General features: G+C 72.6%; 16 protein-coding genes and 1 pseudogene. 5 read left to right on the top strand and 12 right to left on the bottom strand.

Annotated elements, in window-relative coordinates; translation table 11 throughout:
• Positions 1 to 161: 161 nt before the first annotated feature.
• The 6 genes from cobT to ACFXKG_RS24840 all read right to left on the bottom strand — a co-directional run bounded on the left by cobT (position 162) and on the right by ACFXKG_RS24840 (position 8,925).
• Positions 162 to 3,752, bottom strand: a complete 3,591-nt coding sequence (cobT, locus tag ACFXKG_RS24865; RefSeq protein ID WP_384843106.1) for a nicotinate-nucleotide--dimethylbenzimidazole phosphoribosyltransferase — start codon at positions 3,750 to 3,752, stop codon at positions 162 to 164.
• 350 nt (positions 3,753 to 4,102) lie between these two features.
• Positions 4,103 to 5,323 (bottom strand): precorrin-6y C5,15-methyltransferase (decarboxylating) subunit CbiE, encoded by a 1,221-nt coding sequence (gene cbiE, locus ACFXKG_RS24860; RefSeq protein ID WP_384843103.1) that lies wholly within the window; start codon positions 5,321 to 5,323, stop codon positions 4,103 to 4,105.
• Positions 5,324 to 5,468: 145 nt separating this feature from the next.
• The gene (locus ACFXKG_RS24855) at positions 5,469 to 6,146 is read right to left on the bottom strand and encodes a GNAT family N-acetyltransferase (RefSeq protein ID WP_382887238.1); all 678 of its coding nucleotides are present in this window, start codon (positions 6,144 to 6,146) and stop codon (positions 5,469 to 5,471) included.
• Positions 6,147 to 6,252: 106 nt separating this feature from the next.
• Entirely contained in the window at positions 6,253 to 7,107 is an 855-nt protein-coding gene (locus ACFXKG_RS24850) for a MetQ/NlpA family ABC transporter substrate-binding protein (RefSeq protein WP_384843099.1), read from the bottom strand.
• A gap of 70 nt (positions 7,108 to 7,177) precedes the next feature.
• Positions 7,178 to 7,849, bottom strand: coding sequence for a methionine ABC transporter permease (locus ACFXKG_RS24845; protein WP_384843096.1), 672 nt, complete (start codon positions 7,847 to 7,849; stop codon positions 7,178 to 7,180).
• A complete protein-coding gene (locus tag ACFXKG_RS24840) occupies positions 7,846 to 8,925 on the bottom strand; it encodes a methionine ABC transporter ATP-binding protein (RefSeq protein ID WP_384843093.1) in 1,080 nt (359 codons plus the stop codon). The genes ACFXKG_RS24845 and ACFXKG_RS24840 overlap by 4 nt, the downstream gene beginning before the upstream one ends.
• Before the next feature lie 627 nt (positions 8,926 to 9,552).
• On the opposite strand from ACFXKG_RS24840, the gene ACFXKG_RS24835 reads away from it, so the two are divergent.
• Both ACFXKG_RS24835 and ACFXKG_RS24830 read left to right on the top strand, forming a co-directional pair.
• Positions 9,553 to 9,912 (top strand): hypothetical protein, encoded by a 360-nt coding sequence (locus ACFXKG_RS24835; protein ID WP_384843090.1) that lies wholly within the window; start codon positions 9,553 to 9,555, stop codon positions 9,910 to 9,912.
• Positions 9,913 to 9,916: 4 nt separating this feature from the next.
• Positions 9,917 to 10,366 (top strand): hypothetical protein, encoded by a 450-nt coding sequence (locus ACFXKG_RS24830; RefSeq protein ID WP_384843087.1) that lies wholly within the window; start codon positions 9,917 to 9,919, stop codon positions 10,364 to 10,366.
• An 89-nt stretch (positions 10,367 to 10,455) separates the two neighbouring features.
• Here the strand turns inward: ACFXKG_RS24830 and ACFXKG_RS24825 are convergent, their stop codons facing one another.
• From ACFXKG_RS24825 to ACFXKG_RS24815, 3 genes are all read right to left on the bottom strand, one after another.
• On the bottom strand, positions 10,456 to 10,959 hold the full coding sequence (locus tag ACFXKG_RS24825; RefSeq protein WP_384843084.1) for a GNAT family N-acetyltransferase: 504 nt from the start codon (positions 10,957 to 10,959) through the stop codon (positions 10,456 to 10,458).
• 36 nt (positions 10,960 to 10,995) lie between these two features.
• A complete protein-coding gene (locus ACFXKG_RS24820; protein WP_384843081.1) occupies positions 10,996 to 11,640 on the bottom strand; it encodes a sigma-70 family RNA polymerase sigma factor in 645 nt (214 codons plus the stop codon).
• 74 nt (positions 11,641 to 11,714) lie between these two features.
• Complete coding sequence (locus ACFXKG_RS24815) at positions 11,715 to 12,866, bottom strand: glycerophosphodiester phosphodiesterase (RefSeq protein WP_384843078.1); 1,152 nt, start codon at positions 12,864 to 12,866, stop codon at positions 11,715 to 11,717.
• A 268-nt stretch (positions 12,867 to 13,134) separates the two neighbouring features.
• On the opposite strand from ACFXKG_RS24815, the gene ACFXKG_RS24810 reads away from it, so the two are divergent.
• Positions 13,135 to 13,764, top strand: a complete 630-nt coding sequence (locus ACFXKG_RS24810; protein ID WP_384843221.1) for a lysophospholipid acyltransferase family protein — start codon at positions 13,135 to 13,137, stop codon at positions 13,762 to 13,764.
• 46 nt (positions 13,765 to 13,810) lie between these two features.
• Here the strand turns inward: ACFXKG_RS24810 and ACFXKG_RS24805 are convergent, their stop codons facing one another.
• Both ACFXKG_RS24805 and ACFXKG_RS24800 read right to left on the bottom strand, forming a co-directional pair.
• Positions 13,811 to 15,352: an MFS transporter gene (locus ACFXKG_RS24805; RefSeq protein ID WP_384843075.1), complete on the bottom strand. Its 1,542-nt coding sequence runs from the start codon at positions 15,350 to 15,352 to the stop codon at positions 13,811 to 13,813.
• Positions 15,349 to 15,897, bottom strand: a complete 549-nt coding sequence (locus ACFXKG_RS24800) for a TetR/AcrR family transcriptional regulator (protein WP_384843072.1) — start codon at positions 15,895 to 15,897, stop codon at positions 15,349 to 15,351. The genes ACFXKG_RS24805 and ACFXKG_RS24800 overlap by 4 nt, the downstream gene beginning before the upstream one ends.
• 79 nt (positions 15,898 to 15,976) lie before the next feature.
• On the opposite strand from ACFXKG_RS24800, the pseudogene ACFXKG_RS24795 reads away from it, so the two are divergent.
• Positions 15,977 to 16,480, top strand: a pseudogene (locus ACFXKG_RS24795) (hypothetical protein); the annotation flags it as partial.
• A 180-nt stretch (positions 16,481 to 16,660) separates the two neighbouring features.
• The gene (locus tag ACFXKG_RS24790) at positions 16,661 to 18,145 is read left to right on the top strand and encodes an acyltransferase (protein WP_384843069.1); all 1,485 of its coding nucleotides are present in this window, start codon (positions 16,661 to 16,663) and stop codon (positions 18,143 to 18,145) included.
• Here the strand turns inward: ACFXKG_RS24790 and ACFXKG_RS24785 are convergent.
• Complete coding sequence (locus ACFXKG_RS24785) at positions 18,077 to 19,732, bottom strand: cellulase family glycosylhydrolase (RefSeq protein ID WP_384843067.1); 1,656 nt, start codon at positions 19,730 to 19,732, stop codon at positions 18,077 to 18,079. The genes ACFXKG_RS24790 and ACFXKG_RS24785 overlap by 69 nt on opposite strands.
• Positions 19,733 to 19,749: the final 17 nt, after the last annotated feature.

The raw sequence follows: 19,749 nt of genomic DNA, 5'->3' as shown, positions 1-19,749 counted from the left end.
CTCTCCCGGGGGACACCCCCGGCCCCCCGGACGCCGCGTGCGGGGTGAACACATGGGCGCGGGCCGCTTGTGCGGCACACATCACGCTTTGGTGTCCGGACACGCACCTCCTCCGACCCCGACCCCCTCCCGCCGGTGGGCCGTCTCCGTGTGCGCCGCGCCTATTTCTCCGTTACTCCTGCCGAGTCGAACGTCGCGACCTCGTGCATCGCTCGCGCCGCGCTCTGGATCACCGGAAGTGCCAGCAGCGCGCCCGTGCCTTCACCCAGGCGGAGGTCCAGGTCGACCAGGGGGCGCAGGCCGAGCTTGTTCAGGGCTGCCACATGGCCCGGTTCCGCGCTGCGGTGGCCCGCGATGCAGGCCGCCAGGGCCTCCGGGGCGATCGCGCGGGCGACCAGCGCCGCCGCGCCCGCGCTGACGCCGTCGAGGATCACCGGCGTACGCATCGACGCACCGCCGAGGAGGAAGCCGACCAGTGCCGCGTGTTCCAGGCCGCCGATGGCCGCGAGGACGCCGATCGGGTCGGCCGGGTCGGGCTGGTGGAGGTCGAGACCGCGGCGGACCACATCGACCTTTCGGGCGTGCATCTCGTCGTTGATGCCGGTGCCCCGGCCGGTGACCTCCGCCGGGTCCTGTCCGGTGTAGACGCAGATCAGCGCGGCGGACACCGTCGTGTTGGCGATACCCATCTCGCCCGTGAGCAGCGCCTTGTTGCCCGCCGCCACCAGATCGCGAGCCGTTTCGATGCCCACCTCGATCGCCGCGAAAACCTCCTCGCGGCTCATCGCGGGGCCGGTCGTGAAGTCGCTCGTACCGGCGCGGACCTTGCGGGGCAGCAGGCCGGAGCTGGTCGGGAGGTCGCTCGCGACGCCCACGTCCACGACGCAGACCTCCGCGCCGACCTGGGTCGCGAACGCGTTGCAGACCGCTCCCCCGGCCAGGAAGTTCGCGACCATCTGGCCGGTGACCTCCTGGGGCCAGGGGGTGACCCCCTGCGCGTGCACCCCGTGGTCGCCCGCGAAGATCGCGACGGCGGCCGGCTCGGGGATCGGCGGCGGGCAGAGCCGGGAAAGTCCGCTGAGCTGCGCGGAGATGATCTCCAGCATGCCGAGCGCGCCGGCCGGCTTCGTCATCCGCTTCTGGCGCTCCCACGCCTCCCCCAGCGCCTTGGCGTCCAGCGGACGGATCGCGGTGATGGTCTCCTGGAGCAGGTCGTGCGGCTCCTCGCCGGGCAGGGCGCGGCGACCGTACGTCTCCTCGTGGACGACCCATGACAGGGGGCGGCGCTTGGACCAGCCCGCCTGCATCAGTTCGGGCTCCTCGGGGAATTCGTCGACGTACCCGACGCACAGGTACGCCACGACCTCAAGATGCTCCGGCAGGCCCAGCGCGCGAACCATCTCACGCTCGTCGAAGAAGCTGACCCAGCCGACGCCCAGGCCCTCGGCGCGGGCGGCGAGCCAGAGGTTCTCCACGGCGAGCGCGGAGGAGTACGGGGCCATCTGCGGCTGGGTGTGGCGGCCCAGGGTGTGGCGGCCGCCGCGGGTCGGGTCCGCGGTGACGACGATGTTCACCGGGGTGTCGAGGATGGCCTCGATCTTCAGTTCCTTGAACTGCTTGGCCCGGCCCTTCGGCAGCGACTTGGCGTAGGCGTCGCGCTGACGCTGCGCCAGTTCGAGCATGGACCGCCGGGTCTCTGCGGAGCGGATGACGACGAAGTCCCAGGGCTGGGAGTGGCCCACGCTGGGCGCGGTGTGTGCGGCTTCCAGGACGCGGAGCAGCACCTCGTGCGGGATGGGATCGGAACGGAAGCCGTTGCGGATGTCGCGGCGCTCGCGCATCACACGGAGCACGGCGTCGCGCTCGGCGTCGTCGTAGCCGGACGCGGCCGGCGTGCCCTCCTGCGGCTCGGGCTCCGGGGCGGGGAGCGGAGCCTGCTGCTCCTGGGCAGTCGGCTGGTCCTGGGCAGTCGGCTGGTCGTCGGCTGCTGTCTGGACCTGGGTTGCTGTCTGGACCTGGGCTGCTGTCTGGACCTGGGCCGCCGGCTGGTCCTTGGCTGTCGGCTGGTCCTGGGCTGCCGGCTGGTCGTCGGCTGCTGTCTCGTCTTCGGCGGGGAGCGGGGCCTGGTCCTGGGCCTCGTCCGGCGCCGGGGACGGTGTCTGGTCCGCGGCAGGTGTCCGGTCCGGGGTCGGGGCGGGCTCCGGGGCGGGAGCTGCCGTTTCCGCCGCTGCCGGGACGGGCTGCGGGTCGGGCTCGGCGACGGGTACGGGCTCCGGCTCGGGGGCCGCCGCCGTGGTGGGCTCCGGGGCGGGCTCGGGTTGCGGCGCGGGCTCCGGGGCGGGCTCGGGGGCCGCTGTCGCGACCGGCTCGGGCTCCGGTGCGGGCTCCGGCTCTGCGGCCGGGGCCGGGGTGGGCTCGGGCTCAGGGGTCTGCTCGGCCACCGGCTCGGGGGTCGGCTCCGCCAGCGGCTCGGGGGCCGGCTGCGGTTCGGGCTGGGGCTCCGGTGTTTCGGCCACCGGCTCGGGGGCGGGTTCCGGTTCGGGGGCGGCGGCCACCGGGTCGGGCGCGGCCTGCGGTTCGGGTTCCGGCTCCGGGGCCGGGGGTTCCTCGGCCGCCACCGGCTCGGGCGCGGGGGGGTGCTGGGCTTCCGGGGTCTCCGTCACCGCGACCGGTTCGGGCGCGGGCTCCGGCTGGGGTTCCTGGGGCGCGGGCTGCTCGGGGGCGGCCGTCTCCGCGGGGGGCTCGGGGCGGGGTTCCTGGGGCGCGGGCTCAGGGGCGGCCGTCTCGGCGGCGGGGGGCGTCTGCGGTTCGGGAGGTTCGGGGGCCACGGGCGGCGTCTGGGGGCGGGGGCGTACCCGGACGGCCTGGGTCGGGGCGCCGGCCGGGCCGCGGTCGGCGAGGGAGCGGACCACGCCGCCCGTCGGGTCGGGGACCGGCGGACCCATGTGCAGCGGGCGGCGCGGCGGGGCCGAAGCGGTCGCCGGGGCCGCGGCGGGCGGCGGGACACGTACGCCGTTCAGGTCGACCGAGCCGGAATCCCGGCCACCGGTCTCGTGGGCGCCCGGCTGGTGCGGCGCCGGCGGCTGCTCGGCCGCGGGCTCCTCCGGCTGCGTGGCGGCGGGCTCGGGGGCCGGCTGCTCCGGCGCCGCGGCGGCCTCCGGCGCGGGCGCTTCCACCGCGGCCGGGGGCTCGGGCGCCGCCGGTTCGGGCTGTCCGGGGGCGGGCTCGGGCGCCGCGGGGACGGCCTGCTCCGCGGGGACTTCGTACGCCTCAGGTGCCTGCGGCGGGACCTGGGCCTGTGACACCGGCTCCGTCATCGGCGCCGGCTGTTCTATGAGGGGCACTTGCTGCGGGACGGGCGCCGGCGCGGCGGCCGCGTACTCCTGCTGGGCGGCGTACGGGTCGGGTGCGTACGCCTCGGGGGGTGTGTACGCCTCGGGCGCGGGGGCGGCGTACGCCTCGGGGGCCGGGTAGCCCTCGGGGACCCCGTACGCCTGCTGGGGCGCCGTCGCGTAGCTGTCGACGGCGTACCCCTCGGGCACGGCGTAGGCGGCGTGCGGGTCCGCCGGGACGACCTGGGGGTCGCTCCAGCCGCCCTGTGAACTCGGCATCAGCAGCAGGTCTTCGTCCTCGGTGGCGGGCCCGGAGGGGGTCAGGTAGGTGTACGTGCCAGGAGCCGGTACGCCCGGCTGCTTCACCATGCCTGCGTTCTCCGGCAGTCCCTCGCCCGGGACCTGGCCGGTGTCAGTCATGCGTACCCCTCGCCCATTTGTTTCCGCTCCTTCGGCCCTTCCACCGGGGCGCCCGATCCGCGGCGTGTGTCCGGCGCCCGTCAGGAACAACGAGCGTGGGCGCCGCGCGGCACGAATCGACCCTCGGTCCGCCCGTATTCTCACGGCTTCCCGCGGGCTTGCCCAGCCGTGGCGGGGATACGCCACGGCCCGCTGTGGACTGCGCCACGTCGCGCGTCCCCCCGGTTCTCCGCTGTATCACATCAGGGCCCAAAACGGGCCCCTTTTCCGGACATTGACGAACGAAGCGACGAACGCCCGGCAGCAGTACAACGATCGGCCAGCCTACCTCGCGAAGGGTCGCGGCAGGGTCATGAGGGGAGTCCTCGACGCCGTCCCGAGACCAGGAAGACGACGGAGCGCTCGCGCTCGGTCCACCCTCCCGTGTCGAGTTCGACGGACTGGAGAAGGGCGCACTCCACCTCATATCCCCCTCCGGCCAAGGCCGTTCCGACCGCTTCGGCCTCGTCCCTCGTGGCGGCGTGGGTGACGATCCGCTCGGGCCGCCGGTCGGCGCAGGCGATGACGACATCGACGCCGCCGCCCCCGATCCGTACGACATCGGGTTCGGGGAGCCGTTCCAGCACATGGGGCGCGCGGCCCTGGACGACCTGGAGCTGGACGCCCGCGCGGCGGGCGGCGGCGGCCGTGCTGGCGCAGGCGCCGGGTTCCTCGTCGACGGCGATCACGGCCGCGCCGAAGCGGGCCGCCTCGGCGGCGAGGGCTCCGCTGCCGGAGCCGATGTCCCAGATCAGATCGCCGGTGCGGGCGCCGATCCGGGCGAGCTGGGCGGCGCGCAGCCAGGTGGACTCGCCCTCGTCGAGGTTGATGCCGTACTCCGCGCCGGGCAGCGCCCAGCCGCGGCGCTCCGGCGGGTAGCCGGGGTCGCGGCCGGCGATCCAGCCGCCGGACGGGGCGGGTGCGGTGCCGACGCCTCCGATGACGATGACGACGTTGGGGTCGCGCCAGACGTGGTCGGCGGCCTTGTCGGAGGTGAGGACGGTGACCTGTTCGCGCTCGGTGCCCAGTTCCTCGCAGATGACGAAGGTGCGGTGGACGCCGTCGAGGAGCAGGGCGAGTTCGGCGGGTCCCGCGCCCGGGGAGGTGAGGACGGCGACCTTGGTGTGGGCGCGGACGACGTTGACGGCGCGGCGCAGGGTGCGGCGGTGGGCGACGACGATCTGGGCGTCGTCCCAGGCCATGCCGGCCCGGGAGAAGGCGGCGGCCACCGAGGAGACCGCGGGGACGACCTCGACCTCCAGGCCGTGCGCGGGGGCGCGCAGGGTGCGGACGACGCCGAAGAAACCGGGGTCGCCGTCGGCGAGGACGACGGCGGTGCCGCGGTGGCCGACGATCCTGCGGGCCGCCAGGTCGATGGAGCCGAGCCGGATGCGTTCGGCGCGGGCCGGCACCTCGGGGAGCGCGAGATGGTGGGCGGCCCCGGCCACCAGCGTGGCGGCCGAGAGCGCGGACCTGGCGGCGGCGGTGAGGGGCGAGCCGTCCCAGCCGATCACCGTGACGCGGTCGGCCATCGTCGTCAGTCTCCCGAAGGTTGTCGCGGGTGGGGCGAGGGCGTGGGGGCTGCGCTGCGTACGGCCCCCCTGGGGCCGGGCACGGTGAGAGTACCTGGCTCGGTCGGAGGCGAAGGGTGCGGGTCGGAGTGCGGCGGTGCGGGGGTCAGCGCCAGTCGGGGAAGGAGGCGTAGCCGCGGGCGTCGGCCAGTTGTTCGTCGATGCCTTCGAGGTCCTCGGGGAGCAGGCTCCAGACGATGAGGTCGGTGCGGATCCGGGTCCAGCCGCCGTCCTCGGTCTGCGAGCGCGCTATCCAGGCGTTGCGCAGGACGCCCTCGCTGATGCAGCCGATCTTCTGCGCGACCTGCTGGGCGGCGGTGTTGTCGGCGGCGGTGCGTACTTCGATGCGTTCGAACTTCTGGTCGCGGAAGAGCCATTGGGCGACCGCCTGCATCGCCTCGGTGGCGTAGCCCTCGCCGCGGGCCCAGGGGGCGGTCACGTACGACGCCTCGGTGGCGAGGGCGTGCCAGTTGGTGTTCCGCAGGCGTACGACGCCGACGAGCCGCTGGGTCAGGAACTCGTGGACGGCGAAGGCGATCCCGCGTCCGGTGCGGCGTTCGTTGGGGGCGATTCTTCGGACCCACACCTCGGCGTCCTTGTGGGTGTAGGGATGGGGCACGGAGGTCCAGGCCGTGACCATCTCGTCGTTCATCATGTCGATGTGCGCCGGGATGTCCGCGAGTTCATAGGGGCGCAGCACCAACCGCTCCGTGCTGATGGAGACGTCCGGAAAGGTGGTAGTCATGCGAGCTCCATGCCTCAGTCCGTCGTAAATGCACAGCATGCAGCATCCTGGCGGGATGCGCATGGCCGGGTCCGTACGGATGCGTGTGCCCCGCACACGATCGGTGTGTGCGGGGCGCGCGCGGGCGGGAACGCTACCGGTGTGCCTACTTGGCCGCGCCGAAGGAGGGGATGACCGAGCCGTCGTAGGTGTCGTCGATGTACTTCTTGACCTCGTCGGAGTTGAGGAGCTGCGCGAGCTTCACGACGCGCGGGTCCTTCTCGTTGCCGCGCTTGACGGCGAGGAAGTTGGCGTACGGGTTGCCGTCGGCCTTCTCCAGGGCGAGGGCGTCCTGGGCGGGCTTGAGCTTGGCCTCGATGGCGTAGTTGCCGTTGATGACGGCGGCGTCCACGTCGTTCAGGGCGCGGGGCAGTGTGGCGGCCTCCAGTTCCTTGAACGTGAGGCCCTTCGCGTCCTTGATGGAGGAGAGGTTGGCGTCGGTGCCGACGCCGTCCTTCAGTGTGATCACACCGTTGTCGGCGAGCAGCTTGAGCGCGCGGCCCTCGTTGGTGGTGTCGTTGGGGATGGCGACGGTCTGGCCGGCCTTGAGGTCCGTCAGCGCCTTGACCTTCTTGGAGTAGAGGCCGAGGGGCTCCAGCTCGACGTTGACGACGGGCACGATGTCGGTGCCCTTCTTCTTGTTGAAGTCGTCGAGGTAGGGCTTGTGCTGGAAGAAGTTGGCGCCGACCTCGCCGCTCTGGGTGGCGGTGTTCGGCAGGACGTAGTCCGTGAACTCCTTGACCTCCAGCTTGAGGCCCGCCTTCTCCGCCAGGTTCTTCTTGACGAAGTTCAGGATGTCGGCGTGCGGTGTCGGGGACGCGGCGACGACGAGGGGCTTGGAGGTGTCGGCGGAGGCGGTGGAGCCGGCGCCCGGGTCGGAGGAGGTGCCGCAGGCGCTGAGGCCGAGGGCGAGGGCCGTGGTGACGGCGGCGGTCGCGGTGATCTTGAGGGTGGTACGCACGAAGAGTGCCTCTTTCCGGTGATGCGGGTGACGTGGCCCGGACAAGGAGTGCGGGCGGTTGGGGAGGAGGTCAGGAGGCGGTACGGCCGCGGCGGGCCAGCAGGCGTACGGCGCCGTCGCCGAGGAGCTGGATCACGGTGACGAGCGCGATCAGCACCACGACCGTGGCGATCATGAAGCCGTTCTCGAAGCGCTGGAAGCCGTAGGTGACGGCCTTGGAGCCGAGCCCCTCACCGCCCACCGCGCCCGCCATCGCCGAGTAGCCGATGAGCACGATGAGGGTGGTGGTGACGGCGGAGACCAGGGAGGGCAGGGCCTGCGGGAGCAGGACCTTGCGGACGATGGTGGGGATCGAGCCGCCCATCGCCTGGACGGCCTCGACCAGCCCGTGGTCGACCTCGCGGACCGCCGTCTCGACGAGGCGCGCGAAGAAGGGGATGGCGCCGATCGCCAGTGGCACGATCATCGCGGTGGGGCCGATGAAGGTGCCGACGACCAGGGTGGTGAAGGGGATCAGCGCGATCAGCAGGATCATGAACGGCAGCGAGCGGCCGATGTTCACGATCACCCCGACGACCTTGTTGACCAGGGTGTTCTGAAGGAGTCCGCCCTGGTCGGTGAGGACCAGCAGGATGCCGAGGGGCAGTCCGCCCGCGACGGTGACGAGCGCGGACCACAGCACCATGTAGAGGGTGTCGATGGTTCCCTGGGTCAGCAGGGGCTGCATTTCCGACCAGGTCACTTGGCATCTTCCTTCACGGGCGCGGGGGCCTGGGCCGGGACGGTCACGGGCGCGGCGGTCTCGTCGGCGTCGACGACCTCCGCCTGGAGGCCCTGTTCGCGCAGGAAGCCGATCGGGACAACGTTCTCCTCGTACGCGCCGGGGAGTTCGATGCGCATCCGGCCGATCTGGCGTCCGCCGACGGTGTCCATCGCGGCACCCAGGATCGATATGTCGATGTTGTAGGTGCGGGCGAGCTGGGAGATCACCGGCTGGGTGGCCGCCTCGCCGTGGAAGGTGACGTCGATGACCGTACGGCCGGGGCCCGAGGACGTCCCGCCGACCGGGAAGAGCTCCTGGGCGAGCTGGGAGCCGGGGGTGGCGAGGAGTTCGCCGACGGTGCCGGACTCGACGATCCGGCCCCGGCTCATCAGTGCCGCCGAGTCGCAGATCGTCTTCACGACCTCCATCTCGTGGGTGATGAGCAGGACGGTCAGGCCGAGCTGCTGGTTGAGGTCGCGCAGCAGCTGGAGGATGGAGCGGGTGGTCTCCGGGTCGAGGGCGCTGGTCGCCTCGTCGGAGAGGAGCACCTTCGGGCGGCCGGCGAGCGCGCGGGCGATGCCGACGCGCTGCTTCTGGCCGCCGGAGAGCTGGGCGGGGTACGCCTTGGCCTTGTCGGCGAGTCCGACGAGGTCGAGGAGTTCCAGGGCGCGGCGGGAGCGCTCCTCGCCGGTGACGCCGAGGATCTCCAGCGGGAGTTCGATGTTGTCCTTGACGGTGCGGGAGGACAGCAGGTTGAAGTGCTGGAAGACCATGCCGATCGAGCTGCGCGCGCGGCGCAGCTCCTTCCCGGCCCGGCGGCCCCGGCCGGCGAGCGCGGTGAGGTCCTGACCGTCGACGGTGACCGTCCCGGCGGTGGGGCGTTCGAGGAGGTTGACGCAGCGGATCAGCGAGGATTTACCGGCGCCGCTGCGGCCCACGACGCCGAAGACCTCGCCCTCGCGGACATGCAGGTCGACGCCGTCGAGCGCGGTGACCTCACGGCCGCGCGACTGCGCGGACCGGTAGACCTTGGTCAGGCCCGTAGTAGTGATCACAGGGGGGTTCCGTCACTGTCGAGTGCGCGGCGGGATGGGCCGGGCACGGGGCATTCGTCGTGGCCGCGCGCACGCCGGCGCGGCGGGTGACCGGGGCGCGGCGCGTGCGGGACAGGCCCGACCGGGCGCGGGCGTGTGTATGGGGGGCAGGCTCGCTTCGGGGGCGCGAGGCTCAGGCAGGGGCCCTCAGAAGGAGCACATTCGACACAGACAACGAGCACCGGGCGTCGTGATCGCCTCGGTCGCGGGGGCGCGGTAGCTCGTCGTGGTCATGCGGCAAGTAAAACAGACATCAGATCGCCCACCGGGCGAGTGTCCGAATAGCGGAACAAAACGTCGCACCATACGGACGGGCCCGGAGGCGCGGCGACAGCGGTCCGGCCGCCTCGGCCGGCCCGGGTCGCAGCCGCTGCCACGGCCGTGACCTGCGCGGATACGGAGCGGACCGCTGCGGTGGCCGGATCCGCGCGCCCTTCGGGGGCGGTCGCGGACCGGCGTTGGCTGTGGTCAAGGCCACGGTCACCCGCCGCTCGCCGCGCGCGGGCGGAACGCGGCCCGAACGCGGGCGGCCGGAGGCGGCCGGGGGCGCCCGCCGAGGGCCTATTACGCCGTAATACTCTCAGCTCCATGCTTGTCGCCCTGACGGTCACGGTCTCCGTGGCCGCGCTCGTCCTCGCCGCCTGGTGCGGTCACGCCGCCTATCGCGACCAGCCCACCAAGGACTGGCACTTCATCGGCATGGCCGTGGTGACCCTGCTGGCGCTGGTCCAGTTCGTGGTCGGGGTCGTGCGGCTCGCGCGCGGCGAGCAGGCCGACGAGGGCTCGGTCATCTTCGTCTCGTACCTGCTGGGCGCCCTGCTGGCAGTGCCCGCGGCGGGCTTCCTGTCGTTGGGCGAGCGGACCCGCTGGGGTTCGGTGACGGTCTCCGCGGGGGCCGTCGTCCTGGCCGTGCTGGAAGTACGGCTCCACGACATCTGGGGAGGCTGACCCGATGAGCACCGAGGTACCGGAGACGTCCGGGGCGCCGGGCGGCGCGCCCGCCCGGCCGGCCCCCCTGGTCAAGGGACCCGGGCTGCTGCTGGTCTGGCTGTACGGGGTGATGTCCGTGGGCGCCGTCTCGCGCTCGGCCTATCAGATCGCCACCGAGTTCGACCACGCGCCGCTGGCCTACTCGCTCTCCGCCGTCGCGGCCGCCGTCTACGCGTTCATCACGTACACCCTGGTGCGCGGCGGTGAGGCGGCGCGCCGGGCGGCCCTGGTGTGCTGCGCCGTGGAACTGGCCGGGGTCCTGACCGTGGGGACATGGGCGCTGGCGGACCCGTCCGCCTTCCCGGACTCCACCGTCTGGTCGGACTACGGCAGGGGCTATCTCTTCATCCCGGTGCTGCTGCCGGTCACGGGCATCCTGTGGCTGCGGAAGCGGGGCGTGGCGCGCGCGTGAGCCCGGGACGACCGGGACACGTTCGAGAAGCGGAATCCCCGGTCGGCCTCCGCCGGTGCGCGGCGGACGGGGAGGATTCCGCCCTCACGTCAGGCGCTGGCCAGGTACACGCGGTCGGCGGGCGTCTTCTCCAGCGTGACGAGCCGCAGCCGGGGACCGACCTGCTCCGTCGCCACCGGCGCGTACCCACGGCTGCGGTAGAGCCGCAGATTGCCCTCGCTGCGGTGGCCGGTGAAGAGCTGGAAGCGCCGCGCGGCCGGCTCCGCCGTGAAGTGGACCTCTATGGCGTCAAGCAGCCGTCCGCCGAGACCGTGCCTGCGCAGCCGCGGATGGACGATGAGTTTGGCGATCCGCGCGGTGCCCGTCTCGTCGACGCTGCCGCGCACGGAGGCCACCACCTCGTCGCCGAGGCGGGCCACCAGGGCGTGCCCGCTGTCGAGTTCGGCCCGGAGGTCGTCGAGCGTCTGGGTCAGCGGCTCGATGGTGTAGTCGCCGTACAGCTCGGCCTCGTTCTGGTAGCACAGGTACTGGAGTTTCAGGATCTGTTCCGCGTCCTGCGCACGCGCCGCTGAGATGGTCACGCTCATGCCCATGTGTGCATACCTCCCGCTCACTTGGTCCGCCGGTGTCTACCGCTCCTTTCCCCCGCGTTCAGGAGCCGCAACCTCCGCCGCCAGCATTCTGCGCAGGCATCCCAGGCATCTCGACCGCAAGGGCCCCAAACTGCCCTGTGACATACCCAACTCACCGGCCATCTCCCGGTAGGTGAGGTCCTTGGCGGACAGCATCGCCGTCAGCACGCTCGGGCAGCGGCCGGGCGTGCGACCGACCGCCGCGCGCACCGCCCTGTTCCGGTCGGTGCGCAGCACGATCCGCTCGGGGTCCGATTCGAGGTCGGCGGGGGGTTCGTGGCGGTACGTACGTTCCCTGGCGGCGGTGCGCCGGGCGCGGCGCGCCTCCGCCCGTACGACGTCGCGCACCCAGCGCGCCGGGTCGCCGGGCGCCCCGGCGCGGACCGGCCGCTCCAGCAGCCGTACCCAGGCACCCTGTTCGAGGTCCCCGGCCTCGACGCCGGCCGCCGGCGCCTCCGCGGCGGCCTCGGCCCGGACCAGGGGCAGCAGCGCGCGGACGAGGATCCCCGGCGCGGGCGCGGGCGCCGGGTCGCGCGGTGCCGCCGGGGAGCCCGGCGCGCGCCCGGGTTCCGGCGGGCGGTGTGCCTCGGGCTGGGGCGGGCGGGGTGCGCGGAGGGGCCGGGTGGCACGGGCTGGCGTCATGTCCGGCGGGACGTCCGGGCGGTGGCGGAAGGTTGCCCCCCGGCCGGGCAGTCACCCGACCGGGGGAAGCCGGCTCAGCGGCTGACGAAGTCCGCCCGCGCGAGCAGACCGGTGTCCGGGTTGTCGGTGAAGATCCCGTCGATGCCCTGCTCGAAGTAGGCCCGCAGGGCGCCGAAGGCGTCGCCGTACGCGTTCGGGTCCGTGCCGCGCCGGAAGTCGGCGGGCAGGAAGGCGTTCTCGTTGCGGAGCGTGTACGGGTGCAGGACCAGCCCCTTGGCGTGGGCGTCCCGTACGAGCGTGGTGGGCTTCCCGAGCCTGCCCGCGGCGTCCTTCGGGATGACGAGGTCGAGCGTCGGGCCGATGCCCTGCGCGAAGGACGCGATCCACTTCAGCCCCTCGGGCTTCACCAGATCGGCGACCGTCCGCGGGTCGCCCGCCACCGTGAAGTCCCAGGGGCGGCTGCCCGCCGCGTCGAGCAGGACGACGCGCGGCGAGTCGACCAGCTTCGCCATCCGCCGCATGCTGCTCGGCTCGAAGGACTGGAGGAAGATCGCGGAGTCGGCGCGGTCGCGGCGGTACTTCCGGAGCAGCTTCGCGAAGGGCTCCTCCAGGCCGAGGCCGATGGAGCGGAAGTAGGTGGGGTGCTTGGTCTCGGTGTAGAGCCAGACGGTGCGGCCGAGGCGGCGGCCCTGCTCGTCGGCCCAGCGGAGCACCTCCTCGAAGGTGGGGACCGTCCAGCGGCCGTCGTAGAGCGTGTTGTGCTGCCGCACGCCCGGGATGCGCTCCTTGGCGCGCAGGGTCTTCAGCTCGGCGAGGGTGAAGTCCTCGGTGAACCAGCCGGTGAGGCTGACCCCGTCAATGGACTTGGTGGCCTTGCGGTCGGCGAACTCCGGGTGGTCCGCGACATCGGTGGTGGCCGTGATGTCGTTCTCGTGACGGCACACCAGATGGCCGTCCTTGGTGGGCACCAGGTCCTGCTCGATCACGTGCGCGCCGAGGTCGAGGGCGTGCTGGTACGAGCCGAGGGTGTGCTCGGGGCGGTAGCCGCTGGCCCCCCGGTGGCCGATGACCGTGGGCACGGGGAGGGCCGGCTCCGCATGCCCGTTGCCGCCCCGTCCCCGCTCGGCGGCGACCGCCGCGGTGGGCAGCGCCACGGCCGCCGAGCCGAGCACCGCCGCGCCCAGTACGGTCCGCCGCCCGGGCGTGTTCCGCGCACCCTGTGTCATGAACGCTCCTTCGATGTGAGGTCCCGTGCCTGAGAATCGAGGTGAGCGTAGGCGGACGTCCCCTCCGTACGGGAGACCATCGCGCGAACGTGGTGGGAACACAGATCAACAGTGCGTATCCACTCCGTGAACCCGATGTGCGCTGCCCCCGGGCCACGAGTACCGTACTCACCTGCACGGATTTACTCGGCCGTCCAACAACCGCACCACGACACCGGAGGACCCGTTGTCCCGCTTCGCCCTCATCAAGGCAGTGCTCGGGCCGGTCATGCGCCTGATGTTCCGTACGAGGGTGGAGGGCGCCGAGAACATCCCGCGGAGCGGCCCCGTCATCCTCGCCGGGAACCACCTCACCTTCATCGACTCGATGGTCCTGCCGCTGGTCTGCGACCGTCAGGTCTTCTTCATCGGCAAGGACGAGTACGTCACGGGCAAGGGGCTCAAGGGCCGGCTGATGGCCTGGTTCTTCACCGGCGTCGGCATGATCCCGGTGGACCGGGACGGCGGCCGGGGCGGTGTCGCGGCACTGATGACGGGCCGCCGGGTGCTGGAGCAGGGCCAGCTCTTCGGCATCTACCCGGAGGGCACCCGCTCCCCCGACGGCCGCCTGTACCGGGGGCGTACGGGCATCGCGCGGCTGACGCTGATGACCGGCGCGCCGGTGGTCCCGTTCGCGATGATCGGCACGGACAAGCTCCAGCCGAGCGGTTCCGGCATGCCGCGCTTCGGCAAGGTGACGGTGCGCTTCGGGGAGCCGATGGAGTTCTCCCGGTACGAGGGCATGGACCGGGACCGCTATGTGCTGCGCGCGGTGACGGACTCGGTGATGACCGAGGTCATGGAGCTGTCCGGCCAGGAGTACGTGGACATGTACGCCACGAAGGCCAAGGCCGCGTAAGCGCGCCGGCCTTCCCCGGAGCCACGCACGGCGTCGGCAGCCGCCCTCAGTGCGCTACGCCGCCGTCCAGCTTCTGGCCCCGCAGCAGGAACCAGGCGGCCACCGCCGTCGCCAGCAGGACCGCCGCGCCGAGGCCCGACGCCACGCGCAGGCCGTCGACGAAGGCGCCCTGGGCGGCGGTGAGCAGTTCCGCGCCCGCGGGGCCCGGCAGGGTGGCCGCCGCGTCCACCGCGCCGCCCAGCGACTGGTGGGCCTGCACGGCCGTCGCCTCGGGGATGCCGGGCGGCGTGGCGAAGTCCCGGTAGACGCCGGTGACGACGGAGCCGAGCAGCGCGATGCCGAGCGCCGCGCCCAGTTCGTACGCCGTCTCGGAGACCGCGGAGGCCGAGCCCGCCTGTTCCTTGGGGACGCTGGAGAGGATCACGTCCGCGGTGACGGTGAACGAGAAGCCCGCGCCCGCCCCGACGAGCAGCAGCACCGCGCCCAGCACCGGGTAGCCGGTGGACGCGCTCAGCCCGGTCATCACGGCGAGCGGGACCCCGATCGCCGCGAGTCCGCCGGCCACCACCGCCCGTACGGAGAACCGGCGCGCGGCGCGGCCCGCGAGCAGCCCGGTCACCACCGCGCCGATCGCCGCGGGCAGTTCGGCGACGCCGGCCTCCAGCGGGCCGCGCCCCTGGACCAGTTGCAGGAACTGTGAGAGGAAGAAGACCAGCCCGGACAGGCCGAGGATCGTCAGCAGATCGGCCAGTACGGCACCGGAGAACCCCCGGTGGTGGAAGAGGCGCACGTCCAGCAGCGGGGCGGGCAGGGTGAGCTGGCGGCGTACGAACCAGTAGAGCGCGGCCACGCCGGCCACCCCGACCACCGCGACCTCCCAGGCCGCCCCGTGCGCGGCGGCCTCCTTGATCGCGTACACCACACCGACGATGCCGACGAGCGAGAGCGCCACGCTGAGCAGGTCCCACGGGCCCGGGGCCGGGTTCTTCGACTCGGGAAGCGTACGGATGCCGACGAGGACGAGCACCGCCATCACGGGCAGGTTGATCAGGAAGACCGAGCCCCACCAGAAGTGCTCCAGCAGGAAGCCGCCGACGACCGGGCCGACCGCCGCGCCCGCCGACGCCATCGCGCCCCAGATACCGATGGCGAGACTGCGCTCGCGGGGATCGTGGAAGAGATTCCGGATCAGGGCGAGCGTGGCCGGCATCAGGGTCGCGCCCGCGACCCCCAGCAGCGCCCGCGCCACGATCATCATCTCCGGGGTGGACGCGTAGGCGTTCAGCACGGAGACACCGCCGAAGGCGACCGCGCCCGTCAGCAGCAGCTTCTTGCGGCCGATGCGGTCACCGAGGCTGCCCATCGAGACCAGCAGGCCCGCGATGACGAAGGAGTAGATGTCGCCGATCCACAGGAGCTGTGTGCCGGAGGGTTTGAGGTCCTCACTGAGGAAGGGGGTGGCGAGGCCGAGCACGGTGGCGTCGACGGCCACCAGCAGCACCGCGAGGACCAGGACGGCGAGCGCGATCCAGCGCCCGGGACGGGGCCGGAACTCGGCGTCCGTCACCGCCGGGTGGGTGCTGGTCATGTGTCCACGCTCCGTCGTGCTCCGCCGAGCAGCAACTCGACGATCATGTACTGGAAGTCCTTGGCGGCGACCCTGCCGTCGTGGATCGCCCAGGCGCCGGCGCCGATGAGTCCGTACAGCGCCTCGGTCAGCCAGGCGGGGCTGAGGTCGATCCGGAAGTGGCCCTGTTCCTGGCCGCGCCGGAAGAGCGCGGAGAACCGGGCGTCGATCCGGTCCCAGCCCTCGTTGACCTCGCCCTCGAAGAGCTGGTTCTCGGTGACGAGGAAGGCGAGGAGCCCGGCGACGGGTTCGACCCGGGCGACGAGCCGGCGCAGCGCCTCGTCCGCGGGGCCCTCGCCGAGCCCGGCCCCGTCCAGGGCCGCCTCCAGCTCCTGGAGACCGCGCGCCTCCAGCGCCTTGATCAGCGCGTCCCGCCCGGCGAAGTGCCGGTGGAGGGTGGCCCGGCCGATACCGGCGGCGCGCGCGACCTCGTCCATGGTCGCGGTCGGTCTGCGGGTGAGCAGGGCCGCGGCGGTGCGCAGCACCTGGTCCCGGTCGGTCGTCATGAGGCAACCATAACCCGAATGAGACATCGACGTCTCATTCAATACGATGATCTACCAGAGAGCCGGAGAGGTGGAGTGGATGAAGCCACTGCTGCTGATCGATGTCGACGGTCCGCTCAATCCGTACGTCGCCCTGTCGGAACCGCGGCCGCCGCACGGCTACACCGGGCATGTGATGCGCCCCTCGGCCTGGCCGTACCCGCAGCCGCTGACCGTGCTGCTCAACCCGGAGCACGGCACGGAGCTGCTGGCGCTCGCCGACCGTTACGAGCTGGTCTGGGCCACGACCTGGGAGGGCGACGCCAACGAGTGGATCGGGCCGCACCTCGGGCTGCCGGAGCTGCCGTACATCAGCTGGCCCGAAACACACGGGACGACCCCGCGCGGGACCTTCTGGAAGACGCGGTACGTCCTGGAGTACGCGGCCGGGCGGCCGTTCGCCTGGGTCGACGACGAGATCACGCCGTACGACCGGGAGTGGGTGGAGCGGGAGCACCTCGCCCCCGCCCTGCTGCTGCGCGTCGACCCCGGCATCGGGCTGACCCGGCAGGACTTCGAGGCGCTCGCGCGGTGGGCGGGCGCGCGGAGGACCCCCGCCCCCCCCCCCCGCGGCTCTGTCTCCGTCCCTGTCTCCGTCCCTGTCCCTGGCTCCGTCTCCGCCTCCTGCCGCCACGGCCACTGAGTACGCGTACTCAGCGACCCGGCACCGGAGTTGAGTACCCGGCGCGTGGCCGTCCGGCCTCCCGGCCGCCAGGCTGACACCATGAAGCCGAACACACGCGTACCCGGCCCCCGGGCCCGCGACGCGAGGTCTGCCGACCCACGGGTTCTCGCCGCCGCGACCCCCGCGGGACGGGACCGGTACATCGACCTGCTGCGCGTGGCCTCGCTGGGCACCGTCGTGCTCGGCCACTGGCTGATGGCGGCCGTGACCGTCGACGCGGACGGCCGCGCGGAGGCCGGCAACCTGCTGGCGGTCGTACCCTCGCTGCAGATCCTGACCTGGCTGCTCCAGATCATGCCCGTCTTCTTCTTCGTGGGCGGCTTCTCGCACGCCCTGTCCTACCGCTCACTGCACCGCCGGCTCGACGGCCGGGGCGTGTACGCGGCCTTCCTGCGGGTCCGGCTGCGCCGGCTGCTGCGGCCGGTCATGCTCTTCGTCACGGTCTGGGGTGCGGTTGCGCTCGCCCTGCAACTCATCGCTCCCGAGAGCCAGTTGGCGAACATCGCGGCACGGCTCGTCGCCCAGCCGCTCTGGTTCATCGGGATCTACCTGGCGATGGTGGCGCTCACCCCGCCGCTGCTGAAGCTCCACGAGCGGTACGGCTGGGCCGCGTTCGGCGCGCTCACCGCCGCCGCGGCCACCGTCGACCTGCTGCGCTTCGCCCTCGGGGTGCCCTACGTCCCGTTCCTGAACTTCGCGTTCGTCTGGCTCGCCGTCCACCAGCTCGGCTTCCTCCGCGCGGACGGCCGGCTGCGTACGCCCCGGCTCCCGGCCGCGCTGGCCGTGTCCGGGCTGGCCGCCGCCACCGCGCTGGTCGCCCTCGGACCGTATCCGCTCTCCATGGTGGGCATGCCGGGCGAGAAGATCAGCAACATGGCCCCACCCACCTTCGCGCTCCTCTGCCACGGCCTCTGGCTGGTCGGCGCCGTGGAACTGCTCCGCGCCCCCGCCGCCCGGCTGCTGGCCCGCCCCCGCGTGTGGCGCGGTGTCGTCGCCGCCAACGGCATCGCCATGACCGCCTTCCTCTGGCATCTCACCGCGATGCTCGGGGTGTACGCGCTCGCCCTCGGGCTGGGCGCGCCCTTCCCCGCCCCGGGAACCGGGACCTGGTGGGCCCAGGTCCCGGTCCGGCTGGCCGCGGCGGCCGCGCTCACCGCGCTGCTGGTCGCCGTCTTCCGCGCCGCGGAACGCCCACCGGTCCCGGCGGGCGTTCCCGCTGCCGCCGCCGGGTCCGGCCGGACCGCCCGGTGGGGCGGCCCGGGCGCGGCCCTCGGTGTCACACTCACCCTGTTCGGGGTGCTCGGGCTGTCGGCCGTCGGTTTCGCCGGGCTGCTGGAGGGGCACTCCGCGGTGCTGGTCGCGGTCCCGGTCACCGCTCCGGTCGCCGTGGCCATGACGGCCGTCGGCTGGCTGCTGGTCGAGGCGGCGGGCCGCCGCGCACTCCCTGCGGCCCCGTCAACTCAGAGTGCAGGGAGCCCCGTTCAACGTGAAGGCGGTGGGCTTCCCGTTGCTCCCCGTCCATGAGGCCGTGAACCCCACGGCGACCGAGGAGTTCGGCGCGATCACCGCCGTGTACGAGGCGGCGGCGACACCGACCGACGACCCGCTCTGCGTCGCCGTACCGCCCCACAGATTGGTGATCCGCTGCCCGTTCGGGAAGGCCCAGCCGAGCGTCCAGCCGTCGATGGTGGAGCTTCCGGTGTTACGGATCACGATCTCCCCCTGGAAACCACCGCTCCACTGGCCGCTGACCGTGTAGGCGACCGCGCAGGAAGCCGCCGTCCCGCCGCCCGGCGCGGTGGTCACCCGTACGGTCGCCGACCGCGCCGACCGGTTGCCCGCCGCGTCCCGCGCGTAGACGGCGAAGTCGTACGCCGTCGCGGCGGAGAGCCCCGTGACGGTCACCGAGGGAGTGGCGGAGGTCGCCGCGGCCGTCTCGGCCGAGCCGCCGACACGCACCACGTCGTACGCGGTCACCCCCACCGCGTCGGTGGACGCGGCCCAGGACAGGGTGACCGAGGTGGCGGTCACGTTCGAGGCGGCCGGCGTCCCGGGAGTGGTGGGCGCCGTGGTGTCCCCGCCGGACGAACCACCGTAGACGGTCGCCTGCTTGGCGGTGGCGGCGATCCCGTTGGCGCCCCGGAAGATGCGCTGTCCCCACGCGCTCAGCGCGTTCGGGTCGAAGCCGGTCGCCATGTCGAGATACTCCACACCACCGCTGTTGCCACTCCACGACCAGCCGAGATAGCCGAGCCCGAGGGACTGGGTGGTGGACATGATGGCGTCCTCGTCCGGGTCGCCGTCCGAGTGCAGCTGGCCGAACTCGCCGACGAGGATGGGGAGTCCGGCGCTGACGAAGCTGTTCAGATACGAAGAGACCTTGGCCGCCGTGTCGAAGACGCCGTACATGTGGATCGAGAACATGGTGTTGCGGTCGGGGTCGGCGGCGAAGACGGACGCCGCGTTGTCCCGCATGGTGAAGGCCCAGTCCTGGCCCCAGTTGGGCCCGTCGACCATCAGGGTGTGGTCGAAACCGGCGTTCCGCAGCCGCTGGATCGCCGCCTTGGTGTCGGCTGTCCACCCCGCGTAATTGGTGTTGCCGTAGGGCTCGTTGCCGATGTTGACGACGACGTAGTTCTCCTGGCCGGTCAGTGCGCTCTGCACACTGATCCAGTAGTCGGCGGCGCGGGAGAGGGAGACCGCCGCGCTCTGTTCGCCGTAACCGGTGGTGTCATGTGCCTCCAGCACACAGATCAGCTTGTTCTGCTTGCACTGCGCGATGACGTTCGCGACGTCGGTGGCGTCGTTCCTGGTCCACTGGTCGCCGGTGCTGAGCACCACCCGGACGGTGTTGGCGCCCAGCGCCTTGATGTCCCTGAGCGCCGACGTGGTACGGCTCGGGTACCAGGTGTGGGCGTGGTTGACACCACGCATGACGAAGTCGTTGCCGTTGCCCTCCAGCAGCCGTCCGCCGCTGATGTGCAGACCGGTGGCGCGGACCGCCGACTGCGCGGGCGAGGCGGCCAGGCCGAGGGCGAGGAGCGAGAGGACGGAGAGGAGCAGGCCGAGGAGTGTGGCCCGGGACGTTCCGGTGGGGGGTCGCGGTCTCATGGGGGTCTCCCGGATAG

This window comes from Streptomyces sp. NPDC059255 (assembly GCF_042752355.1).
Classification (GTDB): domain Bacteria; phylum Actinomycetota; class Actinomycetes; order Streptomycetales; family Streptomycetaceae; genus Streptomyces.
The sequence above is the reverse complement of the archived record's forward strand: the minus strand, read 5'-3'. Positions and strand labels throughout refer to the sequence as shown.